We start from the raw sequence: 24,030 nt of genomic DNA, 5'->3' as shown, positions 1-24,030 counted from the left end.
TAACGCGTGGTGCGGACCCTGGCGCGGGCCAAAGGCACAAATTCGATGACAGGTGGCCCAATGTCCTTCAGGCCGGACTGCAAGGGTTTGCGCACGTTATAGCTGAAGGGCTTGGCGGCAGGACAACGGCTTATGATGATCCGGACGGCGGCCCCGATCTGAATGGCGCAAAAGTCTTGCCTTTGTTGTTGGCGAGCCACGCTCCACTCGACCTGACTATGATCATGCTCGGGACCAATGACCTCAAGCCAACCATCCACGGTCAAGCTGAGGGTGTGGCAGCGGGCATTGAGGTGCTGATCGACATCGTAAGAGCCCTTAAGGCCTCCATGAAGATCATGCTTGTCTCGCCGCCACACTTCACGGCGTCACCCAACCATGGAGGTCAACCCCGTGCTGGTCGTTCAACTGAGGAATCCCGCCGTGTCGCACCGCTACTGGAAGAGATAGCTCGTCGCCGACTTCTTAGATTTTTGATGCTTCGACCGTTACGATTGGATCAGCAGTCGACGGTGTCCACCTGGACAGGGAAAACACACGCGCATTGGGAATGGCGTTGATACCCGTGGTGCGAGACATACTTTCCGAGCCTTGATGCCCCGGCGAAATCTCAAGGTAGGTGGCCGCATTGGGCGCTTCTGACTCCGAAGCTGCCGTTCCGCTTACCACCCAATGTTACCATCAACAGGACGATCTTATGCAACCATACTGTCGATAATAAGGTGTTATCGACAGTATAGGTTGGAGCTGACGACGGAGTTGTCCGATTGATGCAGCCCGCATATCACCGTTTCAGGCACTCATCGCTGATTTGACGTTGAGCCAAGCACAAAGTGGGTCGCCCGTTTAAAAGCGTCAATCGAACTTCCGTTGCCGGGACGACTTGGTGGTGCCAACCCCATCGTCCATGCGAATGCTATGTCGTGACCCGGAGAATACAAAGCACCTCTCAAGAGGCACACTAAGCACTTAGTGCGGCCCTAGCAATCCGACGTTTTCGGCATTTGCTTGTTCAAGAGCATGCTCGTTCTGACTGAGCGTTTCATGTCCGCCAGTTGATCGAAGATTAAATTGTCCGACGCGCTGCCGTTGCTTGGTGCCGAATTGCAGGCCGCCGTCAGACAGGTAGCGAGCGAGTTTGGACAAAGCAGTCCGCAGATTGGCAATCTGATTAACAGACCAGCGCGGCCACTCTCCTTGACCCTTCTGGTGAGAGGAGCCTGGATCAGCCGACCGCCGAAAGAGGTGGCGATAGAGCCAATTCGGAATCCAGCCCGCGGTGGGCTGGCTTCCAAAGCGTGCTGCTTCTTGGAGCTCCGCGCCGCTCCTTGACTTCATCTTGTCAAGAGTGGCAGCTTTTGCGGTGTAGTATCGAGAATGTCCCCGGTCCGGCGTCGGTACCGGCTGGAGCACCCTTTCCAAGTCTGCTACAAAATCTGACGCATTGGCTTTGCTGTCCGGGCGAAGGCTCTCCTCGAAAAACGCCCGTCGCTTGCCTTCCAATTGGACAGCATAACTTGCATGCTTCCTCTGCGTCCGATTCAGCAAGGCCATTAGCGCGTTGGACAAGCCCTCCGTCTTTTCTGCCCGAAGCCGGCTTGTGTCTACGAAAAGTTGGGCGACATGGCGGTGGCGGGTCATTGCCACGTACATTGCTTCACGCGACATGGCATGAATGCTCGCGACATAGGCGCGATCCACGGTACGGCCTTGCGCAAAGTGCACCGTACCGGCGTAAGCGTGGCGGAGAAGGGGAAGGCAAGGATCGTGGACTTCCCGATAGCCAACCAGATCGCCTATGCCGCAGCTTAGCTGGTACCCATCAGCTTCGAACTCAAAGCTAATGAGTGGTGGCGGCCCGGCAACAGCGATTACCTTGGCGATATCGGCATTGCGGATCGTGCGTCCGGCCAGAACAACGGTCTCACCAAACACGATGCGATCGCCGACTGCCAGCCTTATGGTGCCAGCCTCTTTCTTCTTATTGCGTCCTCCGAGGCGCAGCGCCACACCCACCTCTATCAAATCGCCGCTTAATAGCCCGGCGCTCTGCATCCGGCTTCGGATTTCACGGTTGAGATCAGCAACATCTTCATTGCGGCTCGTGATGGCAAGACAAGAGGGGGCGGAGCCTTCCGGCGAGACTGCGCGATCGGCCAGCAAGTCGGTGACATATCGATCAGCGAGCGCTGTCAGCGTAGAGGATCTGCCTGAGATCCAGTCGATATGGCCACGTGCCTGATAGATCATAAGCGCATCATCCGTTTTGCCTTTGGCAAAGGCCATGCTAGCTGCGCGGCTCCAGGCCAGCTTCTGGCGCCGGATTTCCAGCATCCGTGATGTCCCGAGCAGACGGGCGAGGAGGCGCATCGGTGAACCGGCTGCGACGGGGGACAGCTGCATTGTGTCCCCGCTTAGGATCAGTTTGCACCCCGCATCCTGCACCGCTGTCACCAGGCGAAACAGATCTCTTGTGCCGGCCAAGCCAGCTTCATCCAGAATGATTACCGTCCGGTCGTTGAGCTGGATGCGCCCCGACTCGACATCGATCAAAAACCCGGCCAGAGCCCGTTTGCGGTCATCGCGTGTTTTGGTGTCCAGGGCCAAGACCTGTGCCGACGACCAGGACGGCCCCAGAGCCCAGACATCGAGGCGCGCGCTGCGGCTGGCCTCGGCCACGACAGAGAGCTTGAACGACTTTCCGCTGCCTGCGGACCCTTCGGTGATAGCTATCTGGTCGTCGTTGAGAGCATGGCGAACGGCGTCGCGCTGTTCATCTGAAAGGGTAGGACCGGCTGCAATGGCAGTCTCGACAATGTCAATCGGCACGAACCGACGCAGTGCCCGGCCTCCACGTGCCCGCCGCAACAACTCGAGTTCCATTTCCACTATCTCGCGGGTAGAAAATTGCGTGTTGCCAGTCGTCTCATTTCCCAAGAGAGCGACGACTTGATCTGGAACCGAGTGCAGCAGGACATTCTCGATTTCACCCGCGTCGCAATGGCCAATAAGTGTCTCCGCTACAGAGGCAAAGAGCCTGGACTTGGAAACTACGGCATTGTTTTCGAAGGTCGCGGCTATGGCTTCATTCACCCGCTCTGCTAGGGAACTATCAGGCTGCTCGGCTGGGCCACTCGGCGTCGGGAGGTCGCTATTCATGAACCCGGCATCTTGGAACTGCTTTATCCAGCGTGCTTCAAGCTGATCCGGGCGAAGTTCGATCGACTTCGGGGAGCGTGTGTTCAACGCGATCAAATCAGCCGCGGCCCGGTTGCGCGACAGGTCGACGCCCATCTCTTTTGCAGCGCGCTCAATGGCAGATCGGCGCTTGGAAAACTGCTGGATCAGCTGCCTCGGAACATTGCGGACCTCGAAGGCGCGTCCACGCCTGTCCAGGCTAAAGCCCATCCTTACGAGCCCGTGGGCAAGCTGCGTCTGGTAAATGGCTCCGACCAAAAGCTGGAAGCACTGCGCCCGAAAATTGTCGAGAGCACCTACTGAGCCATCGCGACGAACTGCCACATTTGGTACGAAGGCGTGCGAGTGCAGCTGAGGATCGTCGTCCCGGGACGTGAACTCGGTGAATATGGCGGCCACGAATGCCGCCGCGTTTTGACGGTCCTTGCCAGCGCTGCCGCGACGCGCATCGATAAGCGACCAGTCAAACAAGAATTGCAGCGCCCTGCGGACAGCCTGGTGGTGAAGCTCGACCAGTTGCCGGCGGATGGCTTCGTTGGAGAAGGCGAAGACGACCGATACCGACTTTGGTGGCGCAAAGTGGCAATCATAGCCTGGCATGCGAACGCCGCTGCCGTTTCGCATCACCAATGTTCCATCGGGCAGTACTCCCGCAGCTAGTTCGGTGAACGCCTCGATGTCGATCGGTGCGCCGTCCACGCAGTTGCTAAAGCGGGCGAGATCGGAAGCACTAACGCCGGTGGGCGTCCACCAGACCCCCTGCTTTCCGCCCCAATAATATTCCAGCTGGTCGCCCTCGGAGCCCGACAGATAGTACTCCACCGACCGTGCAGGCACGCATGAGAACACGATTACTCACCTTGCTCCGCATCTGCCATGTCCAGCGCATATCGGTCGGCAATGAAGTCGCTGATCGCGTCGATCTTGCCTGCCAACATCGCCAGTTCGGCAGTGCTGTGGATGGCGATGTCCCTTAAGAATTTGGTGGCGTCTTGGTTAAGGATCAGCTGGCGCATTGCCAAAGCAATGACGTCCTGATTGCTCATACCCACAGCCTTGCCAGCGGATTCGACTAGCTGATGCACCTCCGGGTTTAGCTGAACACGCGGCAGCGACTTAGCCATTGAGATGACCTCCTGGCATGTAAGAGACAAACATAGTCAGGAAGTTAGGCCGCCAGGTGGCCGCTAGAGCAGCACCGCAGGTGCGTAGTGTGTGAAAGAAAAAGCGACGGTTCGCCGCCGATACGATACTGTTACGATAATGATACGAAGGTGAGACGGTACTGCTATGGCGAAGATACCAAAAGGAAACAAACCGGATAAGATCACCGCAGCGCTTGAAGCACTGCTGGAAACGCGGCCCGATGCCGAGCCGACCCTGCTCAGCCAAGTTGCTAGGCAATTCGAACTCATCGAGAAGCTGCGTGTACAGGGACATAGCTTTGCCCGTATTGCTGAAGCTCTCCGGCAGGTCGACGTGGATATCTCTGAGAATACCCTGATGCAATATGTCGGTCGCCTGCGGCGGCAGGGATCCCAAGCGCGCGCTACGAAGCCAACGTTCGACGCAGTTATCAAGCCAACACACCGGAAGGCCATCTCGGTGCCTGCAGCCATCAAGCCTGCCGATCTGCCTTCCGCCAGGAGCGGGGCACGTAAGGGCGATGACATGGAGGCTTGGCTGACCGCTGAGCCGGATGAAACGCAGATTTGACATCACGGCTTGCCCCAGCGCCAGAGCAGGAGCCCTGAGATGACGAGTCCTAAGAGGCAACCCAGCGCACCGACTACAACAAAGGGGTGACGCCCAAAAAGTAGCGCAGGGGCGTTCATAAGTTTGTCGATCGAGTTAAGTTTCACGGCAGAAGCTGGCGTCAACCACAGTGTAGTACGGCAGGCGATACGTGAATTTTGGTGTGCCGCACGGGTAACGTCCGAGCCACATGCAGCCAGGTCACCCGGTAATTGCGGGTTACGCTCGATAATTCGCTGCCAGTCACCGGCAGCACCCTGTTCGATGACCTCAGTCCAGAACAGCGTGGCGTGAAGGTTTTCACGTTCGGCAAGAGACCAGCCCAAGGAAACCGAAACCAGCATCGAAATACAAAAGGTGAGTGCCAACCACGGCCAGTTCTTCCGCTGTTCGCGGCGAGCGAGTTCGTCCAAAGCTTTGGTGACCGCGCTCCCGATCCGGTCCCCGGTGATCTCGGCGGCACGCTCGATGGAAGCATCAAACTGAGGCTTCACTGCCGTTGCCGCTTTGTTAATAGCTTCACGAACTTGGGCGGGAACGGTGGTCATATACTCCTTGCTCGTGGTGAGGGCGGTAGTAACCACTTCTCCGACCACAAGATAGACATGGGCAGGCTCATCCTCGTTGAGGCCCATGGCGTTGGAGATGGTCCGCAAATAGTGCCGACGGTCTTCAGAGATACGAGCCGCATCGCATGCGCGGTCGAAAAAGGTGCGAGGGGGGCGCGTTTTCACTAGAACACCCAATCGGCAATGGTGTTCAGTTCGGCGATGAAGGCGTTACGAAAGGCCAGTAGGTTGCCACCCTCGGACACGGTGAGCTTGGGATGCGGGATGTTGACAGTGATGGGGAGATGCTCTCTGTCGAGCTTGGCCAGAACCGAAGGCTTGAGTGCGGGCAGGTTCATTTCCCGTCCACCCAAAGCCAGCAACTCCTTGCGGGTGCGGCTGCCAAACCAGACCCCAAAGTCCTCATTGTCCGACCCAAAGGCGCGATTAAGCACAGCAACGTGCCGCGCTTCACCACCAAACGCCCGCATATACTGCGCGACGCTGTGCATCGTAGAAATTTCGGGGGTGACGAGATGGAGCAAGGTCAGCTCATAGCCGTATGCAGCCACGGTAGACAAAAACGTGTCGAAACGACCATCCCGCCCACCATCAACGACCTTGGCCATGTCAAGCATGGCACCGCCAGGCAAATCGTGGACAAGAGTGGACGTACCGGTTGCAAGCGAGTTCAGCAGCTCTTCTCGCTGGCTGTCTAGCCGAAGGCTGTACCGGCCGGCGCCGATCAGGGGATCCTGCTCAGCCAAGAGCTTGCCGCTATGGTCGCGGGATCCGAGGGCTCGGTGGGTAGTTCCGATTAACGAGTCCCCGTCGTAAACAGCTACATCGTGACCCTGGTACCGACCAGTCTGAACCAGGCAGCGGGTTCCAAAGGACTTGCCGCACCCTCCTTTCTGGCTCGCTACTGCGATGATTTTTTTGGTGATCCTTGCAATAACCTTATCATTCATAGTCTGCCTCTCCTTCTGAAGATTGGTTGTCAAAGGGGCAGGGCTTCCGCTGCAATAGCTCTTCAAGCAGAGCATCTTCAGCACGTGCGGCTTCCAGCTCGGCCCTCAGCCGGACCACTAGCGGCAGCAGCTTACGTGCCTCTTCCAGACCGGCTTTGCGCATCACTGCTGCAAGAAGATCCAGATAGATCTCGCATTGTTGAACTGATCTGGCCTTTGGCCGCGGCGGGAACATCCGAAACCCTTCGACGATGGTTGACGTCGAGGAGCATACGGGTTGCGAAGATTCAAAAACTGGGGCACCCGCCGGCCCAAAATGGATCGTTTTTTAATCAAACCCGACAGATACTTGGCAATCCAACAATGGGGGTTTCGATGGGTATTTACGGTCCAGTGGTTTGTTACCAGGTGCCGCCGAGCGTTCGGACAAAAGCTGAACAAGAACTAGTTGACCTGCAGGCGGTGGCCGCCGCGTTGGACCAGCGCCCGCCGCCGATAATCGATTTCGACGACGGCTACGAAGGGAATAGATCGCAGTACATGCATCGAGATGTATCTGGAAGAATTCGAGTGCATGTTGAGAGGAATTTGCTCGAGCGGACCACCCTTAGAGAAAATATATTTAAGAAAGTTAGCCCAGGTTCATTTACTCTTCTAGTTCCAAACATTGATGCTTTATTCAGAGGATCTGTTTATCCGGCTGCTATGCTGGCAGCAATGAACCTATGGCACGGGATTCAGTTGTTATCTTTGCAATTAGAAACCGAGAGGAAGGGAGTGCTGTGGGAGGACTGCCTCACAGTTCAAGGACTCAAGGGTCTCTCGGCCTTAGAAGTCGAAAATCTAATAATGGCAAACAGTAGAATATGCCAAGATAAGTCTACAGTTTGGCTTGATGGCAATAGGCATTTATATGAAGACATAGAAGTGATAGAGAAAGCAGCTAAAAAACATCTAAGGAACAAAGATATGCTTGAAATACTATCGTCTGTTGAGATTGGTCCGAAAAACAAATCGGATAGACGGGATTATGAACCTTTCAGGCGTCGGCGTTGATCGTGGAGAACATTGTTTCGGTGGCGTATAAGGGGCAGGAAACGGCCTGTCCGCTCTGGGTGACCGCACAATGGAATCAGCCATTCGGTCCGGGGGTTCGCCAACGGCTCAGTTGGGGCCGAAAGCGATCTGTCCGCTATTGTTCGATCAGAACCAAAAGCAGACAAATCGTGAATAAGCGTTGAGGTTCAAAGCTCGCCCTTATCTGCTGGTCTGTTAATGTCCTTTAACAGGGCTATGTCCTGTTCGACTATCGTTTCTCAACCGCACCACCGTTCGTCTCTTGCGGCCGAGCTTTATCAGGGCGTCCGCGCTGATTTGCAGCAGGAGTAACGAACTTCGACTCCCATCTGCAACCGGCGCCGATCCTGTTTGCAACTTTATAAATGCCCACCCATATGATCTAACCTGACGTTGTGGAGTAGGCGGGCAATCCATGGCACGGGCGTTGATTAACAGCGGAATGTTGGAGTGGGCAATTGCTCGCGCCGAGATGCCCGTTGATACCCTTGCTGAGCGCTTGCATGTGCGGCCGGACCAGATAGAGCTTTGGCTCTCTGGCGAAGAACGCCCCACATTCGTCCAAGCCCAAAAGGCAGCCGCAATCCTCGCGATCCCGTTCGGCTACCTCTATATGCAGAAGCCGCCGAGGGAGGATGAGCCGATCCCGGATCTTCGGACCGTTGGCGGCAAAGTTGGACATTGGGATGTGAACCTGCGCAGCCTGATGACCGACATTCTTTACAAGCAGGAATGGTACAAGGACTTTCGCCAGCAAAATGGCGAAGAGGCGCTGCCGTTCGTCAAGAAGTTCTCCTTGGCCGACAAGCCTGAAGCGATCGCGGCCGACATGCATGCCGTTTTACACGGCGAAAGCGGACGGCCGCGAACCGGCACATTCGAGAACTATCTCCAAAGCATCATGCTAGCTGCGGAAGACGCCGGCATATGGGTGATGAGAACAGGTATCGTCGGCAACAACACCCATCGCCCGCTGGCTGTCAGCAACTTTCGAGGTCTTGCTGTTGCGGATCCGATTGTTCCGTTGGTTCTGATCAACGGGCAGGACAGCAAGGCAGCGCAGATATTCACGTTGGCTCATGAACTCGCTCATCTGTGGCTAGGCGAGTCTGGGGTCTCTAATGTCCAACTGGGCGACGACGACTACGGTGCGCATAGAAAGATTGAGCAGCATTGCAACAAAGTCGCTGCAGAGTTTCTGACACCTCGGGACGAGTTTGTCCTGAACTGGCGCCCCCATATGTCCCTCAACGACCAAGTGGACGGGTTATCCCGCCATTTCAAGGTGAGCCGCGTTGTCATCGCCCGACGAGCATACGACCTCGGCTACGTTGATCAACGGACCTACGCCGATTTCTACCTTCTCGAGCGGCGCCGCTGGAGCGATGTGAACCGAGACAGCGGTGGCGACTTCTTCAACACGCTCCCTGTTCGAAACGGTCGTCGCTTTACCAAGTCGGTTATCTCGGAAGCTATGCGAGGCACCCTGCTTTTGCGCCATGCCGGTTCCTTATTGGGAATCCAACCGGGCAAAATCAGAAAGATGCATGAGAGGTTGGCCACCTCGTGATCTATCTTCTCGATGCGAACGTCTTCATTGAAGCCAAGAACAGGTACTACGCGTTCGACATCGTTCCAGCGTTCTGGACATGGATGGACAATGTCGTCGCTCAGAACGTGCGGACCATCACCATGGTGAGAGACGAGCTCATGGTGAAGGACGATCCGCTTGGAGAGTGGATGCGAGATCGAAAGGATGCCGACTGGGTTCTTCCAGTCGATGATGAGGCCACTCAGCTCGCCTTTGCCGAGATCGTCGTTGAGCTTGGGAATTCGAGTTACCTTCAACCCGGGATCGACAAGTTCCTATCTGGTGCGGATCCATGGTTGATAGCGAAAGCCAAAGCGCTTGGTGCCACGATTGTTACCCACGAAGTGGCCGACGAACACATCCGCAAGCGTGTGCCAATTCCTAACCTTTGCGGATCGCGTTCGATTGTGTGCCTGAACACCTTCGAGACGATGCGCGATCTTCAGGCGAAGTTCGAGCACCACGGGTAGCCAGATGCCCCCGGTTCCGAAGCGGCATCACTTCGTCCCAGAATTCATAGTTCGAAACTTTCGAGGGCCTGACGGTCTCGTAGCGTTTTACGACAAGGAGAACGCAGGTGACGGAGTAGTTGATCGCAACCCAAGCAAAGTTTTCTATAGGGACCATCTATACACCAAAACCGATGCGAACGGGACGCGCGACGTCTCCCAGGAACTCGCGTTCAGTGCGGTCGAGAGCGATGCCGCGAAGGTCGTCCAGAAGGTTGTTCTCGCTGCCCGCGATGGGAGCTTGGCCAGTCTTTCGCCGGCGGAGAAGTATCAATGGGACATCTTCTTTTACGACCAGTGGCGTCGTGTTCCTGATATGAGGACCAGCTTATTCTCGCCTGACTACCTCGAAGAGTTGAAGGCCAGCGCCCTGAGCGATTTCGAACGTGACTATCGGCCGATGACCGACGAGGAGCGAGCGCACTTCTCAGATCATTCGGTTGTCGAACGAATGAACCAGTATGCCATGGTGGGGATGCTTGAAAAACGCAGCCCTATGATCTTGGATGCGCTCCGAAGGCGGGGGCTGGGCGTTGTTCGCTTAGAGAAGTCGAGCAAGAGCTTCATTTTGGGCAGCCGGCCCGTGGTCAAGTTGACACAACCAGGCCAGACTAGCCTTGACGATCCGACAGTGGAAATGTGGATGCCAGTTGCACCCGACGTGATGATTGGCATGGGTAAGCCTGGGCGCGAGGACGTGATGGCCTATGCCAATGATGCTTGGGTCCGCGGGTTCAATATGTCGGTCGTGAGCAATAGTTCTCAGATCGTCTCGTGTTCAGCGGCATTGATCAAATCTCTGCTGAAGCCGCGGTAGTACACAGAAAGCTGGCCACGAGGCCAATTTTTAAGAACCGCCACGTCCCAACGCCATAACATGACCCGACGCACCGGCACGTGTGATCTTCTCCCAATCTCGATGCACGCCGATTCACAAGTCGAAGCGTTTTTCGTGCTCGCGCTCCATAACAATACGGCGTTCAAGACTATGGTACTCGTCCTGCGCCCAAGTGGCTAACTGCGGGTTCTGGTTGTTGAACCAGGTCTTCAGAGGGGCGAAGTACAGCTCGAGCAATGGCACAATCGAGCCTGACCAGGAACTTGGGCGCAGGCGTCTGCTCAATGCGGCTCGAAACGTCGCCAAGTGGCCATACCGTTGTGCAACTTCGTCGAGCGCAGGATGCCAACCAGCTTGATTCTCACCTTTTTCGAGGACGGGAAAGAACGCCAGCAAGAATCCTGGACGATCTTCAGCGAGGTCCGCCCATGCAAGAAGCATGTCGTTTGGGAGTCCAAAAAGCAGCCCTGCTTCTGATCTACCCATGCCACCGTAGCGATCACTGCTGGGTGCAATCAGGCGTTCCATTCGGTTGAGGTCGATCGGCGTCGCCTTCTCATAAAAGCGACTGATATGGGCCCATATCACTTGCGGCATATCCTGTCTCAGGAGGACCACAATGCGCCTCATCGCTCCGGTCAAATCGCTGAACACATCGTAGTTTTCGGTCATAGCCAGACCAACTATGTGTCCAGCCAGTGCATCTGCGAGTTCGGTGTCAATGCCGATCACTGCACGAACTGCGTCGACCATCGTTTCAAGGATGTGCCGATCACGCCCCTTACCCTTTGTTTTGCCAAGCAATTGGGGGTGGGCCAATAAGCCTGCGACATTTCTGGCATGCTCAGGAGCCATGGGCTTGCCGTGTCGATACATAAGGGCAATTTCAAGAGCAGCCCATATGCCATCGGATCCTTGTCCAGCCAGCGCGGACATAAGACGACCAATCTCGTCGGCCTCCATGCCTTCAAGTCCTCGACCATATGACAGAACAACCGCGTGGGCAGGCCTAATTACGCCGCGCTCGATGTCTGTGATGACCTTCTGGAGCCTTGCAGTCTGCATCGGAAGGGCTGTGTAAAGGTCGATACTGGGTACCTTTTCCTGAAGCCTTTCATTTGCCTCGTTGAAGCACCGGTCCGCCAAGTCTTCGTCTGCGACGTTGATGCCGCTCAGCAGCCCCCTCAGCATCGGCATTGCCTTTTGATCTTGCTCCGCCTTGAGCAACGACGCGTCAAAAAGCTCCGATCGGTTCACACAAACCTCACCTAGCCTTGCTGCGAAGGCATGCACAGTCTTGAGATCAAGTGACGCCATCACGTCTACTGCCTTCAGCGCCAGTGGTGAATCCTGGGCAATCTGGTCTGCCACCTGCACAGCCATTCGGGCGGAATATTCAAAGTCGCTGGTATGATCGTCAGCATATCGTATCTCTGGATCGCGAATGTCGGATTGCCAGAACTGCGTGAAAACTATCGCACGTTCGATGAGGTCGGTTGGGAACAATCTATCATAGAGATCGCGCACAAACTGATCATGGTCAGGGTTGGCGCCGGAGCGGTCAAAGAAGAGCCAGTCGCCAACAGCTTCAATAGCTTCTGGCCATGTACCTTTTTCTTCAGCAGTCTTGGAAACAGCATCGGCCCATTCACGGTAGATTGATGAACCCATCATCATTCGGGTTGCGGAGGCCATAATAGCCTCACATCTCGCTTTCGCTGACGGTAGCTGGCTGCGAAGAGAAACTAGTCGTTTCAAGCCGTTTCGATAGAAGTCGTCAACTTCATCCCAGCTTTGCGGATGCCAGTCTTCCAAGGCGGGTCCGGAGCCGATTTGCCCGGCCTCACCAGCTCGTGAGAAACTGCTGCTAAACACCTCTGCAAGAACGTCGATGCAAAGGGCGCGCACATCAGCATCGCCGCTCGCCAACCCCTCATCCAAGATCGCAAAACGCATCGGCGGTGGTACTTCCGTTCCACTGAGATAGAGCCGGAAAAGCTGTTTGAACGTTGCCGATGCGCTGTCACCCCACTCCTCGGTTTCTATCGAACCAAGTTTCATCAGGAGCCGGGCAGCGGTACGAAAAGAGTGCGAGCGGAAAGCGAGTTTGGACAGGGCTTCAACCAAGTTCCGCCGCGTCGGAGCGTCCATTGTGAGTTGGTCCCGGCTCAGCGGGATCAGAACATCAGCGAGCCTGTCCGCGATCTTGTCCGGAATGACGTGTACCAAAGCGTCGAGGATCGATGAGCCGTAGGCACTCATAATTTCATCGGCCGTCTCAAGCCCGCGCCCGGAATGCAGAAAACGCAAAGCCATGTCGCGGACCAATGGAACTGTGTCGAGATCACGCCAACGCGACAACATCGAAAGCAACAGTTCATGATCGGCACTGTCGACGAACCGTTGAAATAGTGATGGTCTGATAACCTCTAACCGGCGCCGCGCGAGTTCCAGAGCAATGGGGGGTGGCTGAGCATTAAACCGACCTCGTTTAGTCCCAACCAACTCCTGCTGACGGGCTTTGGCGAGATGCTCGTACATCTCGTCGCCAGTCATGCGTGCGAGGCTTTGCGCCACGACGTCCAACTGCGCCGGCGCGCCGTCCCCTTCAATCGCAACGTTTTCAAATAGGCTCAGACACTGCAAAGCTCGGGTTTCGTCGGCCCCGATAATTGAAGCACCCTCGAGAATGCGTGTAACGATATCCCCGGCGGTTTCAAATATCGAGGGCCCACGGTCCATATTACCGGCCGCCAAAACCGCAAACCGCGGAAAGCCTCCGCAAATCTCTTTCAAGCGCATAAGCGCTGGACCTTCGATTTCTGGGCTTCGTTGCCTGATAATCTCCTCGGCCAGTTCGCCTTTGCTGTCCGGATAGACGGTGAAGTGCAGAACCTCGCCCTCCTCGAGGGGCATGATGTCAGTGTCAATAGTAATGACGCGCAATTTGCTCGTCGTTCCGGTGGCTATCTTGCCCAGTTCCACGGCGATGCCGCGCGGGCACTCATCAACAACGAGCAGTGCATGGCGTCCGGCGTCTGCCAGGACACTCGCCGTAGAGAGCAAGGTCGTGGTCGCCGTTCGATAGTCCACGTAGATCGCAGAAGCATTTACGATCTTGTCTAGGTGCGAGGCTGATGTCTGCAGTGACTGATACACAAACCGGCTTTTGCCGAGTCCCGAGGCCCCGGCAACGCGTACCACACGTCGGGATGGAGTGATGTGGTCGAGGATCGAAGCCCAAACTTTACTCGAGGAGATTAGATTGCTCGCACCATCATCTCCAACCTTCTTCTTCGCGCCTTTGGAAAAACGCTCACTGCTGTCCGCCACATATGGGTTCTGAACAAAGTCGTCTCGTGTTCCCCACCAGTCGAGCGTTCTAAAGCCGGCGAACACGTGCCCGTGCGTCTGTTCAGCTAGCCAGATTGCCACTGCGGGGTGGCGCTGTGCCCACTGTGCGATCTCATTGGCACCGTATATTTTGATAGCCGCCAACTTGGTTGGATCGCCACCAGCCTCCGTTATCCCCTCTCGGATACCGGCAATGCAGCTCTTCCGCTTTTGCTCGTTCAATGGATCGATCGTAAAGCCGATATAGCTGCCACCTGCTGCGATGATATCGGTGAGGCCGGGAGTTAGCGCGCGTGGCCCCTTCCCTCTTTGCGTGGACTTGACCCAGCACTCCTTCTTCCAGCCCGCCTTCGCGAGCCTGCCAGCCTTGCATTGGAACACATTATATCTGCCCGGAAGGTATTCCGTGTTTGCTGGTCCACCGGTCCAATTTATGAGGCCATCCACCCCACCATCGGCGACGGTAATCTGGAGTGGCACGGAGATGCCGCCCAAATGCAGATCCGCGGCCTGCGCCTCTGCATGCAATAGCCTGCCCAATAATAGCACCAGGCTATCGCTTTTGAGCTTTTCAACCTGATCGGGGTGAACTGCAAACATGGAAATTGCGCCGGCCTGCTGCCTCTTGTAGTCCTCTGCACAACGCGCATGCGGCGCAGAGATAAGGTGCGCAGATTTTTATCGATCGGCGACTTCCAGTCTCGCCCATAATGCGAATGACCACAGGTTGTTGTGGCCCTCCGGCTTCATCAGACTAGTCTTTGTCTCGTCCGTTCAGGCGCTTGAGATCAGCTTTTCAGCTTTGAAAAAACGCCGTCCTTATGATTTCAGCGATCCCTGTATTACGGACGCGCCTTCCCGGAAGGACTTAGGGCATAAAAAGGTAAAGGTAAGTGGGAGGGGGTCCCCCGACTTGCAGATCGTTCCGACGTTCCAACGTCCGCTTTCGGGACTGCGTGACGGTTGAGTGGATGGCCGGAATGGGGCGCATTGCCGATCGGCAGCTTCCGACCCCAAAGTTGCCATTTGTTGCGTCCTGCATGATCATCCAAAGCGGACACCGTTACGGGTGTGGCTCCCATAGTTCGTCGGGAAGCAGACGTGCCATAAGCAGTACGTCCACCGGCGTACCGTTCTTCACCCGTGCCCGTCGCTTTCGCCCTTCGTCCACGAAACCGAATGCCCGATAAAGCGCGGCCGCCACCGGATTGTCCGAATGGACGCTGAGTTCGAGGCGCAGGAAGCCGTTTGCATCGGCAGCAGCGACAGTGTCGACGAGCAGCTGCCTTCCAATTCCCCGGCCACGGAAGTCGGCCACCACGCCCATACCCAGCTCGCCCACATGGCTCTCGTGCCGACCGCGAGCACGAACAATGTCGCACCAGCCAATCACTTGCCCCTGCTCGTCGACGGCCACAAATTGCGGATTCTGGTTTTCGATGTTCTGCCGCACGAAGGCTGCGACAGCTTCGATGGGCGGGGCCCCATCGCTGCGAAGGAAATTCGACTCTCGCGCCACGGAGTCGAGCACTGCATGGAAGCCAGGGATATCAGCCTCCGTTATCTGTCGAACTAGCATTTTGGCCCCCTAAATCGACATCACGCTACAAGGATGCACTGCTGGTTTCGACCCCATATCGGTCATCAGCGAGCTTCGGTGCAACATCCAAAAGCTGCCGTCGTTAAACGAGTGCCTCGCCGCCAACATGGCGGCAAGGCAGTGCTAGCGTGTTAGGCCGTCATGCCGCCATCGATGGTGACCGCTGCGCCGTTTATGAAGCCGGCATCCGGGCCGGCAAGATAAGCAACCAGCGCCGCGGGTTCGGACGCGTTGGCCAACCGACCGGCAGGTACCCTCCCGATGATGAAGTCTTCCATACCCGATGTCATGTCGGTGGTCGTCGGCCCAGGCTGGATGGCGTTGACGGTGATGCCCCTTGGGGCAAATTCGTGCGCCAGAGCGCGCGTCATGGCGGTCAGCGCCGACTTGGACAGGCCATAGACGCTGGCGCCTGGCACCGCCGCGCTCACCGCGACATTGCTCGACACGTTAATGATGCGCCCGCCCGACTGCAGGTGGCGCCCAGCCTCCTGCATGGCGAAGAATGGCGCCCGCACGTTGATTGCCATGGTGCGGTCGAAGTCGGCCTGGGTGAAGTCGTCGATCAGAGCATGAACCAGCGTGCCGGCATTATTGACCAGAATATCCAATCCGCCGAGGCGCTCGACTGCCTGGCGAATGGCCGCCTGCAAACCTGCCGGGTCGGCGCTATCGGCCTTGATGGCGAAGGACAAGCCGCCGCCGTGAATGATCTCTTCGACCAAGGTTAGGGCGGCATCAGGACTGGCCGAATACGTAAATGCCACCTGGGCGCCTTGCTCGGCCAGCTTGCGGACAATGGCGGCGCCAATCCCACGCGAGCCTCCTGTTACAATGGCGCGTTTGTTGAGCAGAGGAAGATTTGCCGACATGGTTTGTCCTTTCGTCAGGCAGGGAGATGTAATTTCTGGACTGAGTAGTCCAGAATTGAGCAAACTTGTGGATGAACGCGGTTCGAGGCGCGGCTACATGGCGGAGAGTGCCTTTATGGCGAAGTCGGCAACGGCGGCCAGTTCATCGCGGCTGGCGCCCGCCTGTGCTCGAACCGTTAGACCCTGTAGCGTGGCATAGAGAAAACCAGCCGCTGCGGTCGCATTGACCGACTTGCTGAGGTCGCCCCGTTCCTTGGCTGCCTGGACGAGCCCGGCCAGCATGGTCTGGACGCTGGTCGCCGTGCCACGGGCCAGCGCGGTGACCTCCGGCTGGGCACTGCCGAGGGCCGTGGTGGCATTGATGCCCATACAGCCGCGGGCGTTTTCTTCGGCACTGCGCCGGGTGAAGATAGCAAGAAAACCGTGCAGCACGTCGAGCGGCGACGGATTGCCCCCCAGGTGATCGAAGAAGTTCTTGTTGTCGAGCTTGTGGTAGCAGCGCAGGCTTTCGAGGAACAAAGCCTGCTTGTCGCCAAAGGTGTCGTACATCGACTGACGGCCGATTTTCATGCCCTTGAGCAGATCGTCCGTTGACGCACCCTCGTAGCCTTTGGTCCAGAACACCTCCAGTGCTCCGGCCAACGCTGCGTCCCGATCGAATTCCTTGCTTCTAGCCATATCGATCAATTAGCTATTCTGGACTGAATAGTCAATAAAGGCATTTCGACTTGTTCCGCGCTTGGCTTCAGCTGATCGACGTGCCCGTCATGTCTTCGGAGACCTGCCACAGACGTTCGGCCAAGGCGGGATCGGCGGCCCACGGCGCGACGCCATTGCGGCCGGCTTCGGCATTGTTGATGGCGGCAATCTCGCAGTCTTCGAGATAGACACCGCCTAGACCTGACAAGAGCGGACTGGTGGCAGCCCACACCGATGTGGCGGCGGCCTGGGGCACGGTCTTCATGCCGCGTGCCGGATCGACGCGAAGCTCGCCCTGCTCGTCCCGCGCGTCGAAGCCGGCGATTTCCTCTTCGGACAGATGCCTAGCCAGCGCAGTGAGAACTTGGCCCGGATGAAGCGAGAAGGCCCGCACCCCACTTGCCTTGCCACGCTCGTCCAGCGCCATGGCAAACAGCGCATTGGCCGTCTTGGATTGGCCATAGGCGGCCCACTTGTCATAGGGGCGCGTGTGAAAGTCGATATCGTCGAAATCCACGCCCGCAATCTGGTGGCCGCGTGAGGACACGCTGACTACACGCGAATTGCCGCTCTGGACCAAAGCGGGCCACAGCGCGGCGGTCAGCCGGAAATGGCCAAGATGGTTGGTAGCGAACTGGCTTTCGTGACCTTCGGCGTCGCGCGATAGAGGCGTCGCCATGATGCCAGCGCTGTTGATCAGCATGTCGATGGCTACCCCGCTTGCCACAACGCGCTGCCCAAAAGCGGCAATGGACGCAGCGTCGGCCAGGTCAAGCTGGTCTACCTCTATGTTAGCGATCCCCTCTAGGGCGGCCCTGGCACGATCCGGGTCGCGCGCGGGGACCAATACCAATGCGCCGGCCCCGGACAGGGCGCGCACGGTTTCGAGGCCGAGGCCAGAATGACCGCCGGTGACAATGGCCCTCTGGCCGGACAAGTCGATGCCCCGAACCACTTCAGTGGCCGTGCTGGCGGCGGAAAAGGGTGAGCCGATTGGATGTTGACGCTGGGTCATCTGTGTCTCCACTGGTAATGACCCCAGATATTGCCTATTTCTATGGATAATCCAGTCAGCTAAATCCGAGATACTATCGTGATCGTCCAAACCATGCCCGGCGATGCCCTGTCGAGCATCCTCACCACCATCAATGCCGTGGCACTGTGCTCGATTAGCCTGCAGGCGGGCGGAGAGTGGGGCATCCGCTTCGCCGCACCTGCCAACATCAAGTTCAACGTAGTGCGCCGCGGCACCTGCTGGCTGCTCACCGCTGATCAGGCACCGATGCTGCTCGAGGCCGGTGATTGCTTCGTCGTCGCCAACACGCCGTTCGATCTGGCCAGCACGCCTGACGCCCGGATGCTGCCTGCCCATGATGTCTTCGCCGACTCCGGGATGGCGGCTCAGTTAGGCGATGGCGGCGATGTCGCCGTTCTGGGGGGTAGCGTGAGGCTCGACACCGTTGATGGTGTGGTGCTGTCCGAGGCCCTGCCGCCCATTCTGGTCATCAAAGGGGGCGCGGCAGCCCCCATCGGCTGGCTGCTCGACCAGCTGGATCGCGAGTGGGATTCAGGCGCGCCGGGGGCACAATTGATGTGCAATGACCTGTTGCGCCTCGCCTTCATCCACGTGCTGCGCGCCCATCTGGCCCAACGCGCCGCCGATGCTGAAGGATGGCTGAGTGGCCTGACCGACCGCCACATTGCTCCTGTCTTGCAGGCAGTGCACGCGGAGCCGCACCGCAACTGGACACTCACCGAACTGTCGCGGCTTGCCGGCCAGTCGCGGTCCAGTTTTGCTGCGCGGTTCAAGCAGCGCGTCGGCGTCGCGCCATTGGATTATCTGACGCGCTGGCGCATGCGGCTGGCCGCGGGCAAGCTGCGGCGCGGCGGCGAGCCGGTCTCCAGCATTGGCGCGGCGCTGGGCTATCGCTCAGACAGCGCCTTCGGCGCCAGCTTCCGCCGGATCTACGGTACGTCGCCTGCCCGCTATCGCAGCGATCACCGACAGAACGCTTCAGGCGCGACGCTCGAAAGGGCCTGAGACGCGTCACAAGCGGTCAGTGTTCAATGTGTGCCAGCTTGTCGGGATTGCGCATCATGTAGATGGCGACGATTTTGCCGTCCTCGATGGCGAAGGCGGTGGTCTGCAGGATAGCGCCCCGCTCGCGGCTGACATAGCCGGGCAGTCCATCGATCCATGCCGCACGAATGAACTCGGTCCAGTCGGGGCCAAGCTTGCGAGAGAGCCCCTCATACATGCGCAGCACGTGCTCCACGCCGATGATTGGGCGCAGGAATGCGAAAACCTTGCCGCCGCCGTCCGAGTGCAGCACGACATCGTCAGCCAGGAGGGCCCGCAGCGCGGTGACATCGCCCGTATGGGCCGCGGCAAAGAACGCCTGCGCAATACGATCGCCATCCTCTCGGGCAACAGGAAAGCGTGGGCGGGCCTGCTGCACATGCTTTCGGGCGCGTGAAGCGAGCTGACGCACGGCAGGCGCATCGCGGCCAAGCGTCGTGGCAATCTCGTCCAGCGGTTGGCCGAACACGTCGTGCAACAGGAATGCCGCCCGTTCGAGCGGGGACAGGCGTTCCAGCGCGAGCATCAGCGTCATGGTCAGCTCGTCGGTGTCGAGTTCAGGCTCTTCTGGTTCGATGATCGGCTCTGGCAGCCAACTGCCGACATAGAGCTCACGCCGGGCGCGGGCGGACTTCATCTCGTCGAGGCAGAGCCTTGTAACGATGCGGGCCAGAAAGGCGCCGACATTGTTGACGGCGGACTGGTCGGTCTTGGACCAGCGCAACCAGGCATCCTGCACGATGTCCTCGGCCGCGGCCCGACCGCCAAGCATGCGATAGCCGAGACGCACCAACCGGGGCCGGTGCGTCTCGAACAGCTCTGAGGCGAGGTCAGGCGTCACGGGCATCTTCTGGGAGGGGAGGAGACACGGCAAAGCCAACCTGCAGGCGGTTCCATGCATTGATGGCCCCGATGGCGAGGGTCAGGTTCACTTGCTCCTCCGGCGTAAACGCTGCCTCGAGGATCTCATACTCCGCCTCGTTGACGGAGGTTTCTGAGAGCCGCGTCAGAGTCTCGGTCCAGGCCAGCGCCGCTCTTTCACGGGCCGTATAGTGGGGCGCCTCGCGCCATGCGTTGAGGAGGTAAAGTCGCATTTCACTTTCGCCAGACGTGCGTAGGGATGTCGCGTGCATATGGATGCAGTAAGCGCAGCCATTAATCTGGGACGCGCGCAATTTGATCAGTTCGAGCAGGCCCGCTTCGAGACTACTCTGCTTGAGGGCTGCTTCAAGCGCCATCATGGCCTTGATAGCCGCGGGAGCCTTGGCGAGGTGATCGTCCAGTCTTGCTTTCATCGCCGGTCTCCTCAGCGCCCGGTCTGGCTGGCGAGCCAGTCTGCGTAGCCAATGGTGCCGAGACGGGCAGTGCCGCGCGGCAGCAGAGTGTCGTCGTCGAGAGTGGCGCCAAAATAGGGGGCCTCCGGTATCCCGATGACGGCACGGCTATCGCTAGTGTCGAGCAGATACTGGGTCAGCAGATCGGACATGCGGACCTTTTCGGGACCGGCGATTTCGAGCGTTCCATTGAGCGGTGCTGCCAGGGCAATATCGGCCATCACTGCGGCGACATCGGGCGAAGCGATGGGCTGGATGAAGGCGGTCGACAGGGTGATGGTCCCAGCCTCGCCGGCCGATTTGGCAATGCCACCCAGAAACTCGAAGAACTGGGTGGAATGGACGATGGTAAAGGGAATGGGCGAGGCCTTAACCAAGGCTTCCTGCGCCTGCTTGCCCCGGAAATAGCCGCTGGCGCCGAGGTCCTGCGTGCCCACGACCGAGAGTGCGACGTGATGGCGAACACCAGCCGCCTCTTCTGCGGCGAGCAGATTGCGTCCCGCGGTCTGGAAGAAGTCGAGCACGGCCGCATCCTCGAAGGAGGGCGAGTTGGCCAGGTCGAGCACCACGTCGGTGCCGACCATGGCTTGGGCAAGGCCCTCTCCGGTGATGGTGTTTACGCCCGAACTGGGTGAGGCGGCGATGACCTCGTGGCCCCGATCGAGAAGAAGGCGAACGGTCTTGGAGCCGATGAGGCCGGTGCCGCCAATAACGAGGATCTTCATGCTTCTATCCTGATGACTGACGCCATGCCGCAAGTGGCAGCGTCTTCGACAACAAGACGAGATGGCGGTGACGCCGTGTGACATCGGCGGCCGGAAGATTCTGCGCCGGCCGTGTCACACCGATGCCGACAATATCGTCCTGCATGCATCAACCCTGATCTTGAGGCCTCCAATGCATGTCGGAAAATCGTATCGGCCAGTCGAATTCGCGCTGTGGTCGCGCGGCAGCATTGCCTTCATGGTCGCAGTAAGCCTCTGTGCAATCGGGGTGTACAACATCCCCTCGATCGCCGGCTTCTCCGTGCCTTGGCCGATTGTCGTTGTTCTCGGCACGACGGTGTCATTGATGGCCGGCTTCAAGAACTCCCAGGTCCTGGCGCGCAGTGGTGAGGCGCTTCAGGCTTTCGCTCAGATATCCGCCAGCAGCCGTATGTTGTCGCGCTTCTGCTGCGATTTTACCGACGAAGCCACCAAGCAGGCGCTGGTCTATCGCCACATCGCCTGGATGACGGCATTGCGCTTCAGTTTGCGCCGCTCCATGCCCTGGGAGTCGATGGGGCGCAAAGCCAATGCGGAGTTCCGCAAGCGCTATCATATCATGGAAGACACGACGTCTCTCGTTGACGAGCTGGCGGCGTTACTGGGCCCTGAGGACGCGGCGAATATCCTCGATGGCGGTATGTTATCCGCGCCCTTGCAACTGCTCAACCAGCAGGGGCATCAGATCAACACGCTGTTTCGCGACAAGGGTCTGGCGCCTCAGGTCTATACCGAACTGCTCAAGCTGATGCGGGACTTACATGACCAGCAGGCGCGCTGCGACCGCATTAAGAACAGTCCGTATCCACGCCAATATGCCATCGTCAGTTCCATGTTCGTAGCCATCTTCTGCACGCTGCTGCCATTTGGCGCGGTGCCGGTCTTTGCCGAGATGAGCAAGCTCGGCGGAATCTGGAGTGTCATTTCGATCTGGCTGACTATACCGTTCAGTGCGCTCCTGGGTTGGATGTACATGTCTCTCGATCAAGTTGGAGAGAGCACCTCCAACCCCTTCGAAGGCGGCGCTAACGACGTTCCCATCTCTCAGATCTGTCGTGAGCTCGAGATAGAGCTACGGGCAGCTATGGGGGAAATTGACCTGCCGGCGCCGCTGCTGCCACGCAATGGCATAGCGACCTAATGGCCGGTACCATCATAAAGGCGCAGATGAGGGTAACTCAATGTCAGCTTTTCTTTTCGACGTGGTAAGCAGAATATCAACTCCCCATCCCGCGCACGTCAACGGGCGACCATTAAGCCCCCAAAGGGCACTTTTGATTTTATTCGTCGATGGCCAGGGACTTGGACAGCTAGCGGTAGACCGCGATTTCCTTTTGCAGCGTCGCTATCTTCGGCTTAGCAGTGGCGATGCTTTCAGTTTGCATATGGATCCGTATAGCTCGCGGCCGAAATGCGGCCGAGGTTATCGGGACTGCAAGTCTAGCAGTTCGGCGGCCACCCAACAGAGTAGCGCCCAGGCGGCGCCCAGCGACCAGCCGGCAATCACGTCGGTCGGATAATGCACCCCCAGATAGACTCGTGAAACGCCCACGGTCAGCGTGAGGAAAATGCCTGTGGCAAGACACAGGACGGCCAACTTGCGATTGGTACACAGCCGGGCCAGCAGCGCCGCCAGGGTCAGATAGACCACGGCCGAGACTGTGGCGTGGCCGCTCGGAAAACTCGAGGTGAAGACCCGCATGGCCTGGAGCATTTCCGGCCTGGGACGATCAAATACCTGTTTGAGTTCGGTTGAAAGCACGGTGCCGGAAACCACGGCGAAGCCAACATACCCCGCCGCGCGCGGACGCCGGATGATCAAAAGAGAAATCAGCACCATGGTCACGACGAGCCCGAGGATGGAAAAGCTGCCAAGAGAAGTGATGTCACGGCCCGCCTCCTCCAGCCAGGCGGGGCCGAATGGGTTCATGATGTCGCCATTGTCGCGGAACACCAGTGTCACCGCCCGGTCGAAGTTGACCGTGTCGCCCTCAATGACCTCGTCCGCGACGAAGCTGAACGGCCCGAGCAAGGCGGCCAGGGCAACAAAGGACATCAGTATGGTGCGTCGGGCGGGGGTGGGATGGGGGAACTGCATCCCAATTCTATGCCACGGCGCGGCCCGCTCGTCGCGCGGCGGGAGCAATTCTTACAGCGATGTATAAATCGCGACAGGTGGCCGTGAGGTCGCGGGTGGAAAACGTTGGCATCGATGTTCCAACCAACGAGCCCGACATGAAACTTTCTCACCTTGCCCTCGCCGCCTGCCTCTTTGCGCTGCCGGTCGCCGGCATGGCCAGCTTCGTCCTCCCGAGTGCCGCCGCGGCGACCGTGAGCGAACTGGGTGACCTGTCCGCCATGCGCGCTATTGTTGCCGACACCCAGGCCCTGGTTGCCGCCAAGGACGGCAATGCTGCCAAGGTCAAAATCACCGAATTTGAAACCGCTTGGGACCGGGCCGCCGGCGATCTGCGCGGCAAGAGCGCGCCCAAATGGGACGCCATCGACAAGGCCGCCGACGCCGCGCTTAACGCAGTTCGCAATGACGCGGCCACGGCCGACGCCACCCTGACGACCCTACTGGCACAGCTCGACAATCCGGGCGTCGCCGATGCCGCAGGTGTCGCCACGACCGATGTGTCGGGCAAGCCGCTGCCCTGTGAGGACATGCTCGCGCAATACCGCGCGGAACAGGGCAAGGGCCCGGTGCTCAACGACGCGACCAAGGCCAAGGTGTCCGAACTCGAGACCAAGGGGATCGAGCGCTGCAATGCCGATGATGACAAGCGGGCGGATGACTTTTTCGCCCAGGCAATCCAGTTGATGGGTGCGTGATGGAA

Annotated in this window: 22 protein-coding genes and 1 pseudogene; 9 read left to right on the top strand and 14 right to left on the bottom strand. The window is 58.3% G+C overall.

Annotated elements, in window-relative coordinates; genetic code table 11:
• Nucleotides 1-47: 47 nt before the first annotated feature.
• Nucleotides 48-560: pseudogene (locus tag DevBK_RS11745) on the top strand (GDSL-type esterase/lipase family protein); the annotation flags it as partial.
• Nucleotides 561-969: 409 nt separating this feature from the next.
• Here the strand turns inward: DevBK_RS11745 and mobF are convergent.
• Together mobF and DevBK_RS11735 are read right to left on the bottom strand one after the other, a co-directional pair.
• A complete protein-coding gene (gene mobF, locus DevBK_RS11740) occupies nt 970-4,020 on the bottom strand; it encodes a MobF family relaxase (protein WP_317185552.1) in 3,051 nt (1,016 codons plus the stop codon).
• 29 nt (nt 4,021-4,049) lie between these two features.
• Nucleotides 4,050-4,322, bottom strand: coding sequence for a hypothetical protein (locus DevBK_RS11735; protein WP_317185551.1), 273 nt, complete (start codon nt 4,320-4,322; stop codon nt 4,050-4,052).
• A gap of 166 nt (nt 4,323-4,488) precedes the next feature.
• Between DevBK_RS11735 and DevBK_RS11730 the strand changes: the two genes are divergently transcribed.
• A complete protein-coding gene (locus DevBK_RS11730) occupies nt 4,489-4,914 on the top strand; it encodes a hypothetical protein (RefSeq protein WP_317185550.1) in 426 nt (141 codons plus the stop codon).
• Nucleotides 4,915-4,916: 2 nt separating this feature from the next.
• On the opposite strand, the gene DevBK_RS11725 is transcribed toward DevBK_RS11730, so the two are convergent.
• Genes DevBK_RS11725 through DevBK_RS11715 form a run of 3 tightly spaced genes read right to left on the bottom strand, consistent with a single transcriptional unit; the run spans nt 4,917 to nt 6,707 of the window.
• Nucleotides 4,917-5,687, bottom strand: a complete 771-nt coding sequence (locus DevBK_RS11725) for a hypothetical protein (protein WP_317185549.1) — start codon at nt 5,685-5,687, stop codon at nt 4,917-4,919.
• Entirely contained in the window at nt 5,687-6,472 is a 786-nt protein-coding gene (locus DevBK_RS11720; protein ID WP_317185548.1) for a hypothetical protein, read from the bottom strand. Before DevBK_RS11720 ends, DevBK_RS11725 begins: the two co-directional genes overlap by 1 nt.
• Entirely contained in the window at nt 6,465-6,707 is a 243-nt protein-coding gene (locus tag DevBK_RS11715) for a hypothetical protein (RefSeq protein ID WP_317185547.1), read from the bottom strand. Before DevBK_RS11715 ends, DevBK_RS11720 begins: the two co-directional genes overlap by 8 nt.
• A 140-nt stretch (nt 6,708-6,847) precedes the next feature.
• Between DevBK_RS11715 and DevBK_RS11710 the strand changes: the two genes are divergently transcribed.
• The 4 genes from DevBK_RS11710 to DevBK_RS11695 all read left to right on the top strand — a co-directional run bounded on the left by DevBK_RS11710 (nt 6,848) and on the right by DevBK_RS11695 (nt 10,466).
• Entirely contained in the window at nt 6,848-7,528 is a 681-nt protein-coding gene (locus tag DevBK_RS11710; protein ID WP_317185546.1) for a hypothetical protein, read from the top strand.
• A 436-nt stretch (nt 7,529-7,964) separates the two neighbouring features.
• Nucleotides 7,965-9,119 (top strand): ImmA/IrrE family metallo-endopeptidase, encoded by a 1,155-nt coding sequence (locus DevBK_RS11705; RefSeq protein WP_317185545.1) that lies wholly within the window; start codon nt 7,965-7,967, stop codon nt 9,117-9,119.
• Entirely contained in the window at nt 9,116-9,610 is a 495-nt protein-coding gene (locus DevBK_RS11700) for a DUF4411 family protein (protein ID WP_317185544.1), read from the top strand. The genes DevBK_RS11705 and DevBK_RS11700 overlap by 4 nt, the downstream gene beginning before the upstream one ends.
• A gap of 4 nt (nt 9,611-9,614) precedes the next feature.
• A complete protein-coding gene (locus tag DevBK_RS11695; RefSeq protein WP_317185543.1) occupies nt 9,615-10,466 on the top strand; it encodes a DUF4238 domain-containing protein in 852 nt (283 codons plus the stop codon).
• Nucleotides 10,467-10,580: 114 nt separating this feature from the next.
• Here DevBK_RS11695 and DevBK_RS11690 read toward each other — a convergent pair whose 3' ends face one another.
• The 5 genes from DevBK_RS11690 to DevBK_RS11670 form a co-directional block, all read right to left on the bottom strand.
• Nucleotides 10,581-14,441: a hypothetical protein gene (locus DevBK_RS11690; protein WP_317185542.1), complete on the bottom strand. Its 3,861-nt coding sequence runs from the start codon at nt 14,439-14,441 to the stop codon at nt 10,581-10,583.
• Between the two features lie 463 nt (nt 14,442-14,904).
• A complete protein-coding gene (locus tag DevBK_RS11685) occupies nt 14,905-15,420 on the bottom strand; it encodes a GNAT family N-acetyltransferase (protein WP_317185541.1) in 516 nt (171 codons plus the stop codon).
• Between the two features lie 152 nt (nt 15,421-15,572).
• The gene (locus DevBK_RS11680; RefSeq protein WP_317185540.1) at nt 15,573-16,313 is read right to left on the bottom strand and encodes an SDR family NAD(P)-dependent oxidoreductase; all 741 of its coding nucleotides are present in this window, start codon (nt 16,311-16,313) and stop codon (nt 15,573-15,575) included.
• Between the two features lie 93 nt (nt 16,314-16,406).
• On the bottom strand, nt 16,407-16,991 hold the full coding sequence (locus DevBK_RS11675; RefSeq protein ID WP_317185616.1) for a TetR/AcrR family transcriptional regulator: 585 nt from the start codon (nt 16,989-16,991) through the stop codon (nt 16,407-16,409).
• 67 nt (nt 16,992-17,058) lie between these two features.
• Nucleotides 17,059-18,027: an oxidoreductase gene (locus tag DevBK_RS11670; RefSeq protein ID WP_317185539.1), complete on the bottom strand. Its 969-nt coding sequence runs from the start codon at nt 18,025-18,027 to the stop codon at nt 17,059-17,061.
• Between the two features lie 78 nt (nt 18,028-18,105).
• Between DevBK_RS11670 and DevBK_RS11665 the strand changes: the two genes are divergently transcribed.
• On the top strand, nt 18,106-19,053 hold the full coding sequence (locus DevBK_RS11665; RefSeq protein WP_317185538.1) for an AraC family transcriptional regulator: 948 nt from the start codon (nt 18,106-18,108) through the stop codon (nt 19,051-19,053).
• 16 nt (nt 19,054-19,069) lie between these two features.
• On the opposite strand, the gene DevBK_RS11660 is transcribed toward DevBK_RS11665, so the two are convergent.
• From DevBK_RS11660 to DevBK_RS11650, 3 genes are read right to left on the bottom strand one after another with little or no spacing between them, the layout of a single operon-like run.
• Nucleotides 19,070-19,939: a sigma-70 family RNA polymerase sigma factor gene (locus DevBK_RS11660; RefSeq protein WP_317185537.1), complete on the bottom strand. Its 870-nt coding sequence runs from the start codon at nt 19,937-19,939 to the stop codon at nt 19,070-19,072.
• Nucleotides 19,923-20,387, bottom strand: a complete 465-nt coding sequence (locus DevBK_RS11655; RefSeq protein WP_317185536.1) for a carboxymuconolactone decarboxylase family protein — start codon at nt 20,385-20,387, stop codon at nt 19,923-19,925. Before DevBK_RS11655 ends, DevBK_RS11660 begins: the two co-directional genes overlap by 17 nt.
• A gap of 11 nt (nt 20,388-20,398) precedes the next feature.
• Complete coding sequence (locus tag DevBK_RS11650; RefSeq protein WP_317185535.1) at nt 20,399-21,151, bottom strand: SDR family oxidoreductase; 753 nt, start codon at nt 21,149-21,151, stop codon at nt 20,399-20,401.
• 61 nt (nt 21,152-21,212) lie between these two features.
• Between DevBK_RS11650 and DevBK_RS11645 the strand changes: the two genes are divergently transcribed.
• Nucleotides 21,213-22,331 (top strand): bestrophin family protein, encoded by a 1,119-nt coding sequence (locus DevBK_RS11645; protein WP_317185534.1) that lies wholly within the window; start codon nt 21,213-21,215, stop codon nt 22,329-22,331.
• 282 nt (nt 22,332-22,613) lie between these two features.
• Here DevBK_RS11645 and DevBK_RS11640 read toward each other — a convergent pair whose 3' ends face one another.
• Nucleotides 22,614-23,288: a phosphatase PAP2 family protein gene (locus DevBK_RS11640; RefSeq protein WP_317185533.1), complete on the bottom strand. Its 675-nt coding sequence runs from the start codon at nt 23,286-23,288 to the stop codon at nt 22,614-22,616.
• Nucleotides 23,289-23,425: 137 nt separating this feature from the next.
• On the opposite strand from DevBK_RS11640, the gene DevBK_RS11635 reads away from it, so the two are divergent.
• Nucleotides 23,426-24,025 carry a hypothetical protein gene (locus DevBK_RS11635; RefSeq protein ID WP_317185532.1) on the top strand — a complete coding sequence of 200 codons (600 nt, stop codon included), beginning with the start codon at nt 23,426-23,428 and terminating at the stop codon, nt 24,023-24,025.
• The last annotated feature ends 5 nt before the right edge of the window (nt 24,026-24,030 follow it).

The sequence above is a fragment of the Devosia sp. BK genome (assembly GCF_032907385.1).
GTDB lineage: Bacteria > Pseudomonadota > Alphaproteobacteria > Rhizobiales > Devosiaceae > Devosia.
The sequence above is the reverse complement of the archived record's forward strand: the minus strand, read 5'-3'. Positions and strand labels throughout refer to the sequence as shown.

Excerpts from the sequence above, each read along its gene's own strand:
- DevBK_RS11730 (WP_317185550.1), top strand. The coding sequence starts at position 4,489 with ATGGCGAAGATACCAAAAGGAAACAAACCGGATAAGATCACCGCAGCG.
- DevBK_RS11645 (WP_317185534.1), top strand. The coding sequence starts at position 21,213 with ATGGCGGTGACGCCGTGTGACATCGGCGGCCGGAAGATTCTGCGCCGG.
- DevBK_RS11710 (WP_317185546.1), top strand. The coding sequence starts at position 6,848 with ATGGGTATTTACGGTCCAGTGGTTTGTTACCAGGTGCCGCCGAGCGTT.
- DevBK_RS11715 (WP_317185547.1), bottom strand. The coding sequence starts at position 6,707 with ATGTTCCCGCCGCGGCCAAAGGCCAGATCAGTTCAACAATGCGAGATC.
- DevBK_RS11655 (WP_317185536.1), bottom strand. The coding sequence starts at position 20,387 with ATGAAAGCAAGACTGGACGATCACCTCGCCAAGGCTCCCGCGGCTATC.
- DevBK_RS11720 (WP_317185548.1), bottom strand. The coding sequence starts at position 6,472 with ATGAATGATAAGGTTATTGCAAGGATCACCAAAAAAATCATCGCAGTA.
- DevBK_RS11705 (WP_317185545.1), top strand. The coding sequence starts at position 7,965 with ATGGCACGGGCGTTGATTAACAGCGGAATGTTGGAGTGGGCAATTGCT.
- DevBK_RS11670 (WP_317185539.1), bottom strand. The coding sequence starts at position 18,027 with ATGACCCAGCGTCAACATCCAATCGGCTCACCCTTTTCCGCCGCCAGC.
- DevBK_RS11680 (WP_317185540.1), bottom strand. The coding sequence starts at position 16,313 with ATGTCGGCAAATCTTCCTCTGCTCAACAAACGCGCCATTGTAACAGGA.
- DevBK_RS11735 (WP_317185551.1), bottom strand. The coding sequence starts at position 4,322 with ATGGCTAAGTCGCTGCCGCGTGTTCAGCTAAACCCGGAGGTGCATCAG.
- DevBK_RS11640 (WP_317185533.1), bottom strand. The coding sequence starts at position 23,288 with ATGCAGTTCCCCCATCCCACCCCCGCCCGACGCACCATACTGATGTCC.
- DevBK_RS11675 (WP_317185616.1), bottom strand. The coding sequence starts at position 16,991 with ATGGCTAGAAGCAAGGAATTCGATCGGGACGCAGCGTTGGCCGGAGCA.
- DevBK_RS11690 (WP_317185542.1), bottom strand. The coding sequence starts at position 14,441 with ATGTTTGCAGTTCACCCCGATCAGGTTGAAAAGCTCAAAAGCGATAGC.
- DevBK_RS11695 (WP_317185543.1), top strand. The coding sequence starts at position 9,615 with ATGCCCCCGGTTCCGAAGCGGCATCACTTCGTCCCAGAATTCATAGTT.
- DevBK_RS11660 (WP_317185537.1), bottom strand. The coding sequence starts at position 19,939 with ATGCCCGTGACGCCTGACCTCGCCTCAGAGCTGTTCGAGACGCACCGG.
- DevBK_RS11635 (WP_317185532.1), top strand. The coding sequence starts at position 23,426 with ATGAAACTTTCTCACCTTGCCCTCGCCGCCTGCCTCTTTGCGCTGCCG.
- DevBK_RS11650 (WP_317185535.1), bottom strand. The coding sequence starts at position 21,151 with ATGAAGATCCTCGTTATTGGCGGCACCGGCCTCATCGGCTCCAAGACC.
- DevBK_RS11685 (WP_317185541.1), bottom strand. The coding sequence starts at position 15,420 with ATGCTAGTTCGACAGATAACGGAGGCTGATATCCCTGGCTTCCATGCA.